This window comes from Aquicoccus sp. SU-CL01552, from assembly GCF_040365005.1.
In the GTDB taxonomy this organism is placed as follows: Bacteria; Pseudomonadota; Alphaproteobacteria; order Rhodobacterales; family Rhodobacteraceae; genus Antarcticimicrobium.
Window position 1 is genome coordinate 68,205 of the sequence record NZ_BAABWV010000004.1, and the last position, 12,790, is coordinate 80,994.

At 66.9% G+C, this 12,790-nt stretch carries 13 protein-coding genes; 9 read left to right on the forward strand and 4 right to left on the reverse strand.

What is annotated here, in order from left to right; translation table 11 throughout:
• Positions 1-8: 8 nt before the first annotated feature.
• The 4 genes from ABWV23_RS06010 (at position 9) to ABWV23_RS06025 (ending at position 3,374) form a co-directional block, all read left to right on the forward strand.
• Positions 9-584: a tetratricopeptide repeat protein gene (locus ABWV23_RS06010; RefSeq protein WP_502901602.1), complete on the forward strand. Its 576-nt coding sequence runs from the start codon at positions 9-11 to the stop codon at positions 582-584.
• A 30-nt stretch (positions 585-614) separates the two neighbouring features.
• The gene (locus tag ABWV23_RS06015; RefSeq protein WP_353345972.1) at positions 615-1,463 is read left to right on the forward strand and encodes a tetratricopeptide repeat protein; all 849 of its coding nucleotides are present in this window, start codon (positions 615-617) and stop codon (positions 1,461-1,463) included.
• Between the two features lie 4 nt (positions 1,464-1,467).
• The gene (locus ABWV23_RS06020) at positions 1,468-1,962 is read left to right on the forward strand and encodes a prepilin peptidase (RefSeq protein ID WP_353345974.1); all 495 of its coding nucleotides are present in this window, start codon (positions 1,468-1,470) and stop codon (positions 1,960-1,962) included.
• A gap of 104 nt (positions 1,963-2,066) precedes the next feature.
• On the forward strand, positions 2,067-3,374 hold the full coding sequence (locus tag ABWV23_RS06025; RefSeq protein WP_353345976.1) for a DUF8689 domain-containing protein: 1,308 nt from the start codon (positions 2,067-2,069) through the stop codon (positions 3,372-3,374).
• Here ABWV23_RS06025 and ABWV23_RS06030 read toward each other — a convergent pair whose 3' ends face one another.
• Positions 3,375-4,862 carry an MDR family MFS transporter gene (locus ABWV23_RS06030; RefSeq protein ID WP_353345978.1) on the reverse strand — a complete coding sequence of 496 codons (1,488 nt, stop codon included), beginning with the start codon at positions 4,860-4,862 and terminating at the stop codon, positions 3,375-3,377.
• Positions 4,863-5,116: 254 nt separating this feature from the next.
• On the opposite strand from ABWV23_RS06030, the gene ABWV23_RS06035 reads away from it, so the two are divergent.
• Genes ABWV23_RS06035 through pdeM form a run of 3 tightly spaced genes read left to right on the forward strand, consistent with a single transcriptional unit; the run spans position 5,117 to position 8,942 of the window.
• Entirely contained in the window at positions 5,117-5,728 is a 612-nt protein-coding gene (locus tag ABWV23_RS06035) for a MarR family winged helix-turn-helix transcriptional regulator (protein WP_353345980.1), read from the forward strand.
• 50 nt (positions 5,729-5,778) lie between these two features.
• The gene (locus ABWV23_RS06040) at positions 5,779-8,226 is read left to right on the forward strand and encodes a ligase-associated DNA damage response DEXH box helicase (RefSeq protein WP_502901608.1); all 2,448 of its coding nucleotides are present in this window, start codon (positions 5,779-5,781) and stop codon (positions 8,224-8,226) included.
• 53 nt (positions 8,227-8,279) lie between these two features.
• A complete protein-coding gene (pdeM, locus tag ABWV23_RS06045) occupies positions 8,280-8,942 on the forward strand; it encodes a ligase-associated DNA damage response endonuclease PdeM (RefSeq protein ID WP_353345982.1) in 663 nt (220 codons plus the stop codon).
• Between the two features lie 9 nt (positions 8,943-8,951).
• Here the strand turns inward: pdeM and ABWV23_RS06050 are convergent, their stop codons facing one another.
• Positions 8,952-9,752 (reverse strand): LytTR family DNA-binding domain-containing protein, encoded by an 801-nt coding sequence (locus ABWV23_RS06050; RefSeq protein WP_353345984.1) that lies wholly within the window; start codon positions 9,750-9,752, stop codon positions 8,952-8,954.
• Between the two features lie 153 nt (positions 9,753-9,905).
• Here ABWV23_RS06050 and ABWV23_RS06055 point away from each other — a divergent pair, with 153 nt between their 5' ends.
• Positions 9,906-10,328: a PaaI family thioesterase gene (locus ABWV23_RS06055; protein WP_353345986.1), complete on the forward strand. Its 423-nt coding sequence runs from the start codon at positions 9,906-9,908 to the stop codon at positions 10,326-10,328.
• Here the strand turns inward: ABWV23_RS06055 and ABWV23_RS06060 are convergent.
• Entirely contained in the window at positions 10,325-11,074 is a 750-nt protein-coding gene (locus ABWV23_RS06060) for a LytTR family DNA-binding domain-containing protein (RefSeq protein WP_353345988.1), read from the reverse strand. The genes ABWV23_RS06055 and ABWV23_RS06060 overlap by 4 nt on opposite strands.
• 236 nt (positions 11,075-11,310) lie before the next feature.
• On the opposite strand from ABWV23_RS06060, the gene ABWV23_RS06065 reads away from it, so the two are divergent.
• Positions 11,311-11,787, forward strand: coding sequence for a hypothetical protein (locus ABWV23_RS06065; protein ID WP_353345990.1), 477 nt, complete (start codon positions 11,311-11,313; stop codon positions 11,785-11,787).
• Between the two features lie 92 nt (positions 11,788-11,879).
• On the opposite strand, the gene folD is transcribed toward ABWV23_RS06065, so the two are convergent.
• Positions 11,880-12,782 (reverse strand): bifunctional methylenetetrahydrofolate dehydrogenase/methenyltetrahydrofolate cyclohydrolase FolD, encoded by a 903-nt coding sequence (gene folD, locus ABWV23_RS06070; protein WP_353345992.1) that lies wholly within the window; start codon positions 12,780-12,782, stop codon positions 11,880-11,882.
• Between the last annotated feature and the right edge of the window lie 8 nt (positions 12,783-12,790).

A 12,790-nucleotide genomic window follows, 5' to 3' on the forward strand; every position in this document is an offset into this window, starting at 1 on the left:
CACCGGGTGTGACGCAGGCCGCACCGCTGTTCAGATGGATCCTGGCCATCGCCGCATCTGCGGCGGTGGCCGGTTGCGCGCCGGATCGGATCAAAGGCCCCGAAGGCGGCCCCTTTGCGCCCGGGGTCAACCTTCGCGCCCAGGCGGAGGACAGCGTCGAGGTCGCGCACCGATTGATGGCGGCAGGGGAGTACGAGCTGGCGCTCGACGCCTTTACCCGCGCGGCCTTAAAGGACGGCATGACCCCCGACATCATGACCGGTCTGGGCAGCGCCAACCTCGGGTTGGGGCGGCTGGGCCAATCCGAGGACATGCTGCGCCGCGCGGTCGAGGCAGCGCCCGACTGGCCCGAGGCCTGGAACAACCTCGGCGTGGTGCTGATGGAACGCGGCAAGCTGGCCGAGGCCGGCGCAATCTTTCGCAAGGCCTATGCGCTGGACAATGGCGAAAGTGACGCAATCCGGGACAATCTGCGCTTAGCACTCGCAAAATCGGAAAATCCTGTTAATAATGACCATCAAAACCAAGAATACAAATTGGTGCGGCGGGGCAGCAGCGACTTTCTGATCCGCAAGACACCATGATCGAGGCGAGAGCAGTAAAGGACGCACATCATGCGCCACCTTATCCTGATTCCGGGTTGCTTGGCAGCGGCCCTGACCCTGTCGGCCTGCGCCGAGAAGGGTGACGAAACCGTCGAACGGGCATTCCAGGACGTCAACGTCATTGATGAGAACAACCTCAACGACGTGATGCTGACCGTGGCCGACCCGAACGAGGCGGTCGATTATTTCACCCGCGCGCTCAAGACCAAGCCCGACAAGGCCGAGCTCCAGCGCGGATTGGCGAAATCTCTGGTCCGGGCCAAGCGCAATACCGAGGCGGTGGCGGCCTGGGCCAAGACGGTCGAGATGCCCGACACCATCGACGAGGACAAGGTCGATTTCGCCGACGCGCTGATCCGCCACGGCGACTGGAAACGCGCCAAGCAGGTTTTGGACAGCGTGCCGCCGACGCATGAAACCTTCAAGCGTTACCGGCTGGAGGCGATGGTGGCGGATGCGAACCGTGAATGGAAACGCGCCGACAGCTTTTACGAAACCGCCGTCGGGCTGACCACACGCCCCTCGGGCGTGCTGAACAACTGGGGGTACTCCAAGCTGACCCGCGGCGATTACAGCGATGCCGAGCGGCTGTTCGGGGACGCCATCCGGCAGGATCCGACGCTTTTCACCGCCAAGAACAACCTGGTGCTGGCCCGGGGCGCACAGCGAAATTACACCCTGCCGGTGATCCCGATGGACCAGAGCGAACGGGCACAACTGTTGCACACGATGGCGTTGTCGGCGGTCAAACAGGGCGACGTGACCACCGGCAAGGGCCTCTTGCGCGAGGCGATCAGCACCCATCCGCAGCATTTCGAGGAGGCGGTCCGCTCGCTCCGCGCGCTCGAGGCCGGCTGAGCCGATGGCCATCTCCAGCACAACGGCGCTTTGGTTCCTGCCCCTCGTCCTGCCAATCTGCCTCTATGTCTGTTTCACCGACCTCAGCCAGATGCGCATCACCAACCAGGCGGTTCTTGCACTTGCGGCGGTGTTCCTTCTGATCGGGCTGATTGCCCTGCCCCTGCCCACCTATGGCATGCGGCTGGTGCAGATGCTGGCGGTTCTGGTGGTGGGCTTCGTGCTGACCGCAGCGGGGGCGATGGGGGCGGGCGACGCGAAATTCGCCGCCGCCGCCGCCCCGTTCATCGCGCCGGGCGACCTGCGGCTGTTGCTGGCCCTGTTCGCCGCCAACCTCCTGGCCGCCTTCGCCACCCACCGGCTGGCAAAATACACCCCGCTGCGCCGGATCGCGCCGGGCTGGAAAAGCTGGAATACCGGCTGGAAATTTCCGATGGGGCTGTCGCTGGGCGGGACGCTGGCGCTTTACCTGATCCTCGGGGCGACCTACGGCCGCTGATCGCCCTGCCCTTCGCCATTCCGCCCCGCAGGCGCCCATCTGCTGCCACATTGACCCGCCATCTTGTCCGGACCTGACGAACCGGACCGACGGAAGCCAAGATCATGAACATGCAGACCACCCCGGCGTTCGCCCCGCAAATGCCGCACAGCCTTGACGATATGCAACTGCCCATGGTGATGATGCAGGACATCCTGCTCAAGACCATGTTCCGCAAGGCCTGCGACACGGTCAGCGAGGTCGCGCAGGCATTGTGCCTGCCGATTCCGATCACCCAGGAACTGGTGGACATGGCCCGCGACCAACGGCTGCTGGAGGCCACCGGCACGCTGAGTGCAGCGGCCGGCAACGAGATGGCTTATCAGCTGACCGACGCGGGACGGTCGCGGGCGCTGGATGCGCTGGCGCAGTCGGAGTATTTCGGCCCCATGCCGGTGCCGCTCAAGGTCTATGAGCAACAGGTCAAGCGGCAGTCGATCCGCAACATCCAGGTCACCCGCGACCAGCTGACCCGGGCGATGGGGGACCTGATCCTGCCCGACAGCCTGCTGGGCCATCTCGGCCCGGCGATCAGCGCCGGGCGCTCGATCCTGATGTACGGCCCGCCCGGCAACGGAAAATCCTCGATCTCGAACGGCATCCGCGCCGCCCTGGGCGACCGCATCTACGTGCCGCGCGCGATCGAATATTCCGGTCAGGTGATCACCGTATACGATCCGATTGTGCATACCGCCATCCCCGAGGCGGACGACGACCCGAACAGCCTGCGCCGCGCCCGTCGGGCCGATGCCCGTTACATCTGCTGCGAACGGCCGACGGTGGTGACAGGGGGCGAGCTGTCGCTCGACATGCTCGACCTGGTCTACAACCCCACCGCGCGGACCTACCAGGCGCCGCTTCAGCTCAAGTCGACCGGGGGCATCTTCATCGTCGACGACCTGGGCCGCCAGGCGGAGTCACCGCAGGCGTTGATCAACCGCTGGATCGTGCCGCTGGAAGAGAACAAGGACATCCTCGGGCTGCAATCGGGCGAAAAGTTCGAAGTACCCTTTGACACGCTGGTGATCTTCTCGACCAACTTCCACCCCAACGAGATCTTCGACCACGCGGCGCTGCGCCGGATCTTCTTCAAGATCCTGATCGACGGGCCGAGCCAAGGGGATTTCCTCAAGATCTTTGCGCTGGTGGCGCGGAAAAAGGGCATGCCGCTGGACGAGCGTACGCTAATCTACCTGCTGAAGGAAAAATACCCGACGATCGACAACGTCTATGCCAACTATCAGCCGGTGTTTCTGATCGACCAGATCATCTCGATCTGCGAATTCGAGGGCATCCCCTACCAGATGACGCCCGAGCTGATCGACCGGGCCTGGGACAACATGTTCGTGCGCGACTCCAAGATCATCAAGTGATCACTCTGCCGGTGCGGCGCGCTTGGGCATCTGCGCATCCTCCAGCGGCAGTTCCCGCATGAGCAGGCCCGCGAGGCTGGCCAGCAGACCGAGGACCGCGGCACACCAGAACACCGGGTGCAGCGCCTCGGCGATGGCGGCGGTGACCTGCGCGTGCTGCTCCGGTGCCAGTGCCCTCATCACGGCGGGGGTGAGCCGCCCGCCCTGCCCGATCCCGTCCAGGCCAAGCGCCGCCAGACGCGCCGCCAGCCCGGTGGCGAACATGGCGCCGAAGACCGCCGTCCCGATCGCGCCGCCGATCAGCCGGAACATGTTGGCGCTGGCGGTGCCCACGCCGACGGTTTCCAGCGGCACGGCATTCTGGATCGCGGTAACGCCCACGCTCATCACCGGGCCGATCCCGACCCCGGCGACGAAGACAAACAGCACGATCAGCGCGTTGGGCGTATCCGGTCCGACCGTCGCCATGCCCGACATGCCCAGCGCAAGGATCAGCGTCGAGACCACCGGCAGCAACCGGTAGCGCCCAGTGCGCGCCATGACCCGCCCGGCCAGCATCGAGGTCCCGACCAGCCCCAGCATCATCGGCGTCATGAACATCCCCGAGGGCGAGGGCGCCATGCCCTTGACCACCTGCATGAACATCGGAATGAAGGTGATGGTACCGAACATCGCGCCGCCGACCATCACCCCGGTCAGGTTGGCCACGACGAAATTGTTGAGCCTAAACAGCGAGAGCGGCAGGATCGGTTCGGTCGCCGCGCGCTCTGCCAGGATGAACCCCGCAAAGGACAGCACCAGCCCCGACGCCAGCACCGCCATCCCGGCGCTGTCCCAGGCCAGGCTGACACCGCCGGTGGAAAAGATCAGCACCGTGCAGGACAGTGTCGCCGCCAGCAGGACCGCGCCAAGATAGTCGATCGCGGGGCGCGCACGGGGCGGGCGTGCCGCCAGCGACAGGCTGAGCACCACGAGGGCCACCAGCCCGATCGGCAGGTTGACCCAGAAAATCCACTGCCAGCCCAGGTGTTGGGCGAGAAAGCCGCCGGCCAGCGGCCCGACCACGGTGGACACCCCGAACACGGCGCCCAACGCGCCCTGCACCTTGCCACGTTCGCGCGGCGGCAGCACGTCAGCGACCGAGGCCATCGCCACCACGATCAGCCCGCCACCGCCCAGCCCCTGCACGAAACGCCCGAGGACCAGAACCGCCATGCTGGGGGCCAGCGCACAGATCAACGCGCCGGTCAGGAAAACCCCGATCCCGGCCTGAAGCACCGCCCGACGCCCGAACAGATCGCCCATCTTGCCCATCACCGGCGCGCCGACGGTCGAGGCCAGCAGATAGGCGGTGACCACCCAGGTGATATGCTCCAGCCCGCCCAGCTGCCCGACGATGATCGGCAGCGCCGGCGTGACGCTGGTCTGGCCCAGCGAGGCCGCGAAAAGCACCGCCGCCGCCGCCAGAACGGCAAGGCGAACGCGCATCTTGTCGGCGTGATTGTCCCCGGGCGGCGTGGACTCTGTCGGGGCGGAGGAAGTCGTCACGTCAAACCAATCCTGAAAAATTCGTGGAAAAGGCGGCGACCCGTGGGAAAGCCAAGAAAAACCAGCGGGCCGCCAAGTCGGGGAGTTAACTTGCTATCCGCATTTATGTGCGACATGCATTTACGTGTCAACAGCATGCAATTGACAATTTGCACGGCGCGGGGCACAGAGGGGCACGGCAAGAGGGCGGCGGCATGGCTTCGCGCGACGATCAGATGCGGGATTTTCTTTTCCGGGCGGGCATAGAGCCACGCGCGGTGGACTCGGCGCTGGAAATCGACGCGGTGATGCAACAGTGGCGGCGGCGCTGGCACAAGCGCGAGTTGGGCGCGAGCGCGCTGCGCCACCTGCAACTGGCCGACCGGCTGGACCTGGCGCAACTCGACGTGCTGATGGCGATCTGGGCCCCGTCCCGGGAGTTCCGATGCAAGGAAGGCCAGGAAACCATGGTCTCGACCGTGGCCGAGCGGCTGGGCATCGACCCCTCACGCGCCTCGCGGCTGGTCAGCGAGTTGATTCCCAAGGGGCTGGCGCGCCGCGCGGTCAGCCAGCAGGATGCGCGCCGCACCATCGTCGAGCTGACCGAGGACGGCAAGACGATCGTGCGCGCGGTCCGGCGGTACAAGTACCTTTTGATGGGTGATTTCCTGTCGGGCTGGACCCAGGACGAGCGTGACACCTTTCTGCCGCTGCTCGCGCGGTTCTCCAAATGGACCGAGGAAGCCCCCGGCGTGGGGTCGGAGCGGTTCTCCGAGGAGCTCGCCGCGCTGGTCGCCGGCCTGCCGCCCACAGCCGACAAGGGGTGAGCGGACCGCCCCAAACCGGCGGTTTGGAGGCGAGGGGCGCGATCCGCGCCTTGACCCTGCCCCCGAAACTCCGGGACTGGTTCGCCGCGAAAGGCTGGTCGCTTCATCCGCATCAACGCGCGATGCTGGAACGGGCCGATGATCCGGCCACCCTGTTGATCGCGCCCACCGGCGGCGGCAAGACCATGGCCGGCTTCCTGCCCACCCTGGCCGAGCTGGGCGAGGATCCCCCCGACGGGCTGCACACGCTTTACGTCTCGCCACTCAAGGCGCTGGCCGCCGACATCAAGCGCAACCTGCGCACCCCGGTCGAAGAGATCGGCCTGCCGATCCGCATCGACGACCGCACCGGCGACACGCCGGCCAGCCGCAAGAAACGCCAGCGCGCCGACCCGCCCCATATCCTGCTGACCACCCCCGAGAGCCTGGCGCTGCTGACCTCTTACGAGGACGCGGATCGTACGTTTTCCGGGCTGAAACGGGTGGTCGTAGACGAGATCCACGCGCTGGCCGAATCCAAACGCGGCGATCAGCTGATGCTGGCGCTGGCGCGGCTGCAACGGCTCTGCCCCGGGTTGCGCCGTGTCGGGCTGTCGGCGACGGTCGAGGATCCGCAGGCGATGGCGCGGTTGCTGGCGCGTCATCCCGATCCCTGCGACATCGTGCTGGCCGATCCCGGTCCCGATCCGGATATCGCCATGCTGGAAACCGAGGCGCTGCCGCCCTGGGCCGGCGGCGGGGCGGCCCATGCGATCCCGGCAGTGATGGCGCAGATTCGCAAGCACCGCACCACGCTGATCTTTCACAACACCCGCGCCCAGGCCGAGATCTTTTTCCACAAGCTGTGGCTGGCCAATGACGACGGGCTGCCGATCGGCATTCATCACGGCAGCCTCGACCGCGCCCAGCGCGAGCGGGTGGAGGCGGCGATGGTGCGGGGCGAGCTGCGCGCCATCGTCTGTACCGGCAGCCTCGACCTGGGGATCGACTGGGGCGACGTGGACCTGGTGATCCAGGTCGGTGCGCCGAAGAACGTCAAGCGGCTGGTGCAGCGGATCGGGCGGGCCAACCACCGCTACAACGCGCCGTCCAAGGCGCTGCTGGTGCCGGCCAACCGCTTCGAGGTGGTCGAATGCGTCGCTGCGCTGGAGGCGGTGCGCGATCATGCGCTGGACGGGGAACCACGCGGCGACGGCCCGCTTGACGTGCTGTGCCAGCAGATCCTGATCGCCGCCTGCGCCGGGCCGTTCGAGGCCGGTGCGCTCTTTGACGAGCTGCGCAGCGCCGGGCCTTATTCCGGGCTGAGCCGCGCCGACTTCGATGATTGCCTGCAGTTCTGCGCCACCGGCGGTTATGCCCTGCGCGCCTATGACAAGTGGCAGCGATTGCAGCAGCGGCCCGACGGGCGATGGCAACTGCGCGATCCGCGCAGCGCCCAGCGGATCCGGATGAACATCGGCACGATCCAGGACAGTGACAGGCTCAAGGTGCGGATGCGCGGGCGCGGCGGCAAGCCGCTGGGCGAGGTCGAGGAAGGCTTTGCCGCCACGCTCACCGCCGGCGACACCTTTCTCATCGGGGGAAAGATCGTGCGCTACGAAGGGCTGCGCGAGATGACGGTGGAGGTCAGCCGGGATGCCGGTCGCAAGCCCAAGATTGCCACCTTCTCGGGCACGAAATTCGCCACCTCGACCCAGTTGAGCGCGCGTATCCTTGACCTCTTCGCGCAAGGCGACTGGCCACAACTGCCGCGCCACACCGCCGAGTGGCTGGCGTTGCAGCGCGCGGTCTCGCGCCTGCCGCGCGCCGGGCGCCTGCTGGTCGAGAGCTTTCCCCATGACGGGCGCGAACACGCCTGCGTCTACGGTTTCGCCGGGCGCAACGCGCAACAGACGCTGGGGCTGTTGCTGACCAAGCGGATGGAGGCGTTGGGGCTGGCGCCGCTGGGCTTCGTTGCCAGCGATTACGCCACGCTGATCTGGGGGCTGGAACCGCTGGAAGACCCCGCGCCGCTGTTCGACCCCGAGGCCCTGCGCGACGGGCTGGAGGGGTGGCTGGCCGGCAACGCGGTAATGAAGCGCACCTTTCGCGCCAGCGCCACCATCGCCGGGCTGATCGAACGCAACATCCCGGCGGCCCAGCGCAAGACCGGGCGGCAGGCAACGTTTTCCTCGGACATCCTGTACGACACCTTGCAGAAATACGATCCCGGCCACCTGATGCTGCGGATCACCCGGACGGAGGCCGAGCGCGGACTGGTCGATTTCGGCCGGATCGAGGAGATGCTGGAGCGGATCGGCGGTCGCATCGACCATATGCGGCTCGAGCGGATCACGCCGCTGGCCGCGCCGCTGTTGCTGGAGGTCGGCAAGGTGCCGGTCGCCGGCCAGGCCGAGGAACGGCTGATGGCGGAAGAGGCGGCGCGGCTGATGCAGGCCTCGGGACTGGCGGCGTTGCAGCAGGCCGAGGTAGAGGGATCCCCGCCTGCGCGGGGATGACAGGCGTGTGATCCCCCTTGCCTTTTTCGCCCGCGCCCGGCATCGAACCATGTATGAACGGGCATGAATTCACCCTTGCCGGCGTATCGCTGGTGGCCTTGGGGACCGGCGCGCTGTGGTGGCCGGACCGTTCGCTTTTGTGCGTCTCGGACCTGCACCTGGGCAAATCCGAGCGGATCGCGCGGCGTGGCGGTGGCCCGCTTCCGCCCTATGACACCCGCGACACGCTCAACCGGCTGGCCGCCGACCTGGCCCGCAGCCAGGCCCGCATCGTGGTGTGCCTGGGCGACAGTTTCGACGATCTCGACGCCGCCCACGCCCTGCCCGAGGAGGAACGGCTTTGGCTTGCCAAGCTGCAGGCCGGGCGGCGCTGGGTCTGGATCGAGGGCAATCACGATCCCGGCCCGATCGACCTGGCCGGAACGCAGTTGACCGAACTGCCGGTGGCGCCGCTGACCTTTCGCCATATTGCGCGACCCGGCGCCAGCGGTGAGGTGTCAGGGCATTATCACCCCAAGGCAACGATCCGCAGCCGGGGCCGGGCGGTGACGCGACCGGCCTTCCTGCTCGACCGCGACCGGGTGATCCTGCCCGCCTATGGCACCTATACCGGCGGGTTGCGCAGCGATGACACGGCGCTTGTCACGCTGATGCGCCCCGAGGCGCTGGCGCTGATGACCGGACCCGAGGTACATGCCGTCCCGATGCCGCGCTGAACACGCCGATCAGGCCGCCTGTTCGACTTGTGGCCGATAGGTCCGACTGACCGGCACGCGGTCACCATTGATGAGAACCACGACCAGACGGCCACCCTCGCGCTCGAGTCGATCGACCGCATCACGGGCCACCCAGTGCGACCTGTGGGTGTAAAACCCTGCGACCGGGTCCATCTCGTCGACGGCATCGGCGAAACGCAGGCGCAGGCGGTGCCTGTCCTGCGGGGCGATCACGTCGACAAAGTGATCCTCGACCGTCAGCCGCAGGATCGGCCCCGCGAACCCCTCCGGCAGGCGGCGCATCAGCCGGGGTTGAGGCGGCGCTTCGGGCGATGGTGTTTCCACCGTCGCATCCGGTTCCTCCTCCGGGACAGTCGAGCCCCCCTGCCGCCGGTGCGTGACGATGCGGCGGCTTGTAGTGACGCAAAGCGAAATGATCGCGACGTATTGCAGATAATGCGCCACATCGGCGAATGAGGTGAAACTGGCCGTGAGGAATTCGGCGCTGAGCCCGATCAGGACCGGGCCGAAAAGGGTGGTCATCAGGCCGACAACGACAAGATCCCGCAGCCAGGGCCACCGCTGATCGACCAGCCGGTGCGCCAGGCGCGTGCACCACCCGCCCATCACCACCGAGGTGACGATGACCAGCGTCCAGAACGACAACCGGTAACCCAGGTCAAGGCTGTAGGTGCCGAACGGGCCGGTATACCCCGCGAGAAAGCACACCACCGGCACGACCACTGCCTCGCCCCGCGAGATCGGAACGAAACGGCGCGCCTTGGAGAGCCAGTTTGCAAGAAACGTCAATCGCATGCCATTCAATCGGACCTAATACATTGACCTTAAACTTACAATTTTGGAAAATACATCATGTATTGGCACAATTTCTCGTGACGTCAAGCGGGTAGGAACCCGCGGCCTTGCCGGTAGGGTTGTGCCGACCAGAACAGGAGCACCGGCATGGATCCGCAACAGCGTATCGAACAGAGCTTTGCAAGCCAGAGCATGATGGAAACGCTGGGCGCGCGGCTGGACAGCGTGGCGCCGGGCCGCGTGGTGATCTCGGCGCCGATCCTGCCGGGCAGCCGCCAGCAGCACGGGGTGGCGCATGCGGCTCTGACCTTTGCGCTGGGGGATACCGCCGCCGGTTACAGCGCGCTGAGCGTGATGCCCGACGAGAGCGAGGTGATGACGGCGGAGATCAAGATCAACCTGCTCGCCCCCGGCCGGGGCGAGCTTCTGCGCGCCACCGGGAAGGTCATCAAGCCCGGTCGGCGGCTGGTGGTGGTCTCGGCCGAGGTCCATGCGATTGACGGCAACAGCGAGACGTTGGTCGCCGTGCTGACCGGCACCATGGTGCCGGTGCCAGCGGCGCCGAACTAGATCAGCCCCGCCGCAACCACCGCCGGGCGGCAAGAGCGTGACACCGGAACCTCGACGCCATCGCGCAGGACGAGGAAATCGCGTCCGTCGCGGCGCAGGTGGTGCCGCACCGCAGCCCGCGCCACCCAATGCGACCGGTGCACGCGCAGTCCCTCGACGCCGGCAAGCTCGGCCTCGGCGTCGGAGATCCGCATCAGGATCAACGCCGCGCCGGCACCGGTCACAACATTCAGGTAATGGTCCTGCGCCTCCAGTCGGATCAGCGGTCCGCGCCTGTCCGACGGCAGGCGGCGCAGAAATTGGGCCTCGGGGGGTTCGGGGGGCACATCGTGGGGCTGCGCCGCTGCCGGTCCGGGGGCAGCGCCCCGCGTCCAGACCATCGCAGCGACGGTAATGACCGTCACCGTGAGCAGCACCACGCCGAACAGGTAGAGGAAATCCGTCCATCCACCCCATCCCGGGAACACGAACAGGTTCAGGACATGGACTGTGCCCGCCACGGCCAGGCTGTAGGGGAGTTGCGCCGCCAGCCTGACGGCCCAGGACACACCGCGCAACAGGTGGAGACGCAAAAGGGTCAGCCCGATCCCCAGGGCGACAGTTCCGCCCCAATAGGCGATGCGCCCGCCCGGGGAGAGGCTTTCGAGGGTGCCGAACGGCCCCGCCGCCGCCGCGAAGACAGTGAACAGGATCCAGGCGGCGATCACGCGCGCCGGCAGGCCCCATTCACGATGCGTGGACGACATCAACGTTGGTTTCCCTGCATTTCACGAAGTTCGGCCAGCCCCCCGCGCAACAGGCTTTGCGGTGACACGCGTGAAACTGCCACGTTCGCCCGTGCCTTATCAAGAAACAATAACCGAGGTCCCATGACTCTGCTCCCATCCCGCCCCGCCCTGTTACAGGCCCACGCCATGCAATCGCGCGCGCCGCGACCAATGCCCATCCTCAACCGGCCCGGCCACCGGGGAGGGGGGCGCCAATGAGCATGTTCCTGACAAAAGCCCCGCTTTGGGTCTGGCCGCTTCTGGTGCTGCTGCTGGTCGTGGGGCTGCGCGCGGCGCGCTCGCGCGAGACGTCGCTGGCCCCCTATCTGTTTCTGCCGCTGCTGGGCGGGATCACCCTCAACACCCTGGCGCATCTGCCCGCGCCATTCCTGGTCTGGGGGGCCTGGCTGTTGGCCTATGGCCTCGGCACGGCGTCCGGGTATGCGCTTCAGCGCCGCTGGCTGGTGGCGCGCGCAGGGTGGCGGGTGACCCTGCGCGGCGAATGGCTGACGCTTTTGGTGGTGCTGACGATCTTCGGGGCGAGCTTTGCTACCGGCGTGCTACGAGCAACTGCCCCCGATGCCATCGGCGCAACCGCCTTTCTGATCCTCTTTCCGGCGGTCACGGGCCTTTGTGCCGGGAGCTTCCTCGGCCGCAGCCTGCAGCTGTTCCTGTCCCCGACACAAGCATGAGAGCCGGGGCATCACGGGAAAGGGCGGCCACATGGGCCGCCCTTTCGTCGTCTTGCCACAAGATCTCCGCGTGTGACCGCCCGGGCAGTTCGTTACGCGGTCAGCCCTTCGGGCTCGGCCAGCGCATTGGCGCGGCAGCAGGCAGTCAGCGTGTTGGCCAGCAGGCAAGCGATGGTCATCGGGCCGACACCGCCGGGCACCGGGGTGATGGCGCCGGCCACCTCGGCGCAGCTGTCGAAATGGCAATCGCCGACCAGCCGCGTCTTTCCCTCGCCCTTTTCGGGGGCGTCGATGCGGTTGATGCCCACGTCGATCACCGTCGCACCGGGCTTGATCCAGTCGCCGGTGACCATCTCGGGGCGCCCGACAGCGGCGACGACGATGTCGGCGCGACGGGTAACCTCCTGGATGTCCTTGGTGCGGCTGTGGGCGACGGTCACGGTGCAGCTGTCGCGCAGCAGAAGCTGTGCCATCGGCTTGCCGACGATGTTGGAGCGCCCGACCACCACCGCGTTGAGCCCCGACAGGCCGCCCAAGTGGTCGCGCAGCATCATCAGGCAGCCCAGCGGCGTGCAGGGCACCATGGATTTCTGCCCGGTCGCCAGCAGCCCGACGTTGGAGATGTGAAATCCGTCCACGTCCTTGGCCGGGTCGATGGCGTTGATCACCAGCGCCTCGTCCAGGTGGCCGGGCAGCGGCAGTTGGACAAGGATGCCATGCACCGCCGGATCGGCGTTGAGCTGGTCGATCAGCGCCAGAAGATCGGCCTCGGAGGTGTCGGCGTCGAGCTTGTGCTCGTAGGAGTTCATGCCGACCTCGACGGTCTGCTTGCCCTTGGAGCGGACATAGACCTGGCTGGCCGGGTCCTCGCCCACCAGCACCACCGCAAGGCCCGGGGTGATGCCGTGATCGGATTTCAGGCGCGCCACCTGCTCGGCGACCTGGCCGCGTACCGTGGCGGCAAAGGCTTTGCCGTCGATGATCTGTGCTGTCATGTTCAGTC

Coding starts and splice junctions, on each gene's coding strand:
- ABWV23_RS06015 (WP_353345972.1), top strand. CDS start 615: ATGCGCCACCTTATCCTGATTCCGGGTTGCTTGGCAGCGGCCCTGACC.
- ABWV23_RS06020 (WP_353345974.1), top strand. CDS start 1,468: ATGGCCATCTCCAGCACAACGGCGCTTTGGTTCCTGCCCCTCGTCCTG.
- ABWV23_RS06025 (WP_353345976.1), top strand. CDS start 2,067: ATGAACATGCAGACCACCCCGGCGTTCGCCCCGCAAATGCCGCACAGC.
- ABWV23_RS06030 (WP_353345978.1), bottom strand. CDS start 4,862: ATGCGCGTTCGCCTTGCCGTTCTGGCGGCGGCGGCGGTGCTTTTCGCG.
- ABWV23_RS06035 (WP_353345980.1), top strand. CDS start 5,117: ATGGCTTCGCGCGACGATCAGATGCGGGATTTTCTTTTCCGGGCGGGC.
- pdeM (WP_353345982.1), top strand. CDS start 8,280: ATGAACGGGCATGAATTCACCCTTGCCGGCGTATCGCTGGTGGCCTTG.
- ABWV23_RS06055 (WP_353345986.1), top strand. CDS start 9,906: ATGGATCCGCAACAGCGTATCGAACAGAGCTTTGCAAGCCAGAGCATG.
- ABWV23_RS06060 (WP_353345988.1), bottom strand. CDS start 11,074: ATGTCGTCCACGCATCGTGAATGGGGCCTGCCGGCGCGCGTGATCGCC.
- ABWV23_RS06065 (WP_353345990.1), top strand. CDS start 11,311: ATGAGCATGTTCCTGACAAAAGCCCCGCTTTGGGTCTGGCCGCTTCTG.
- folD (WP_353345992.1), bottom strand. CDS start 12,782: ATGACAGCACAGATCATCGACGGCAAAGCCTTTGCCGCCACGGTACGC.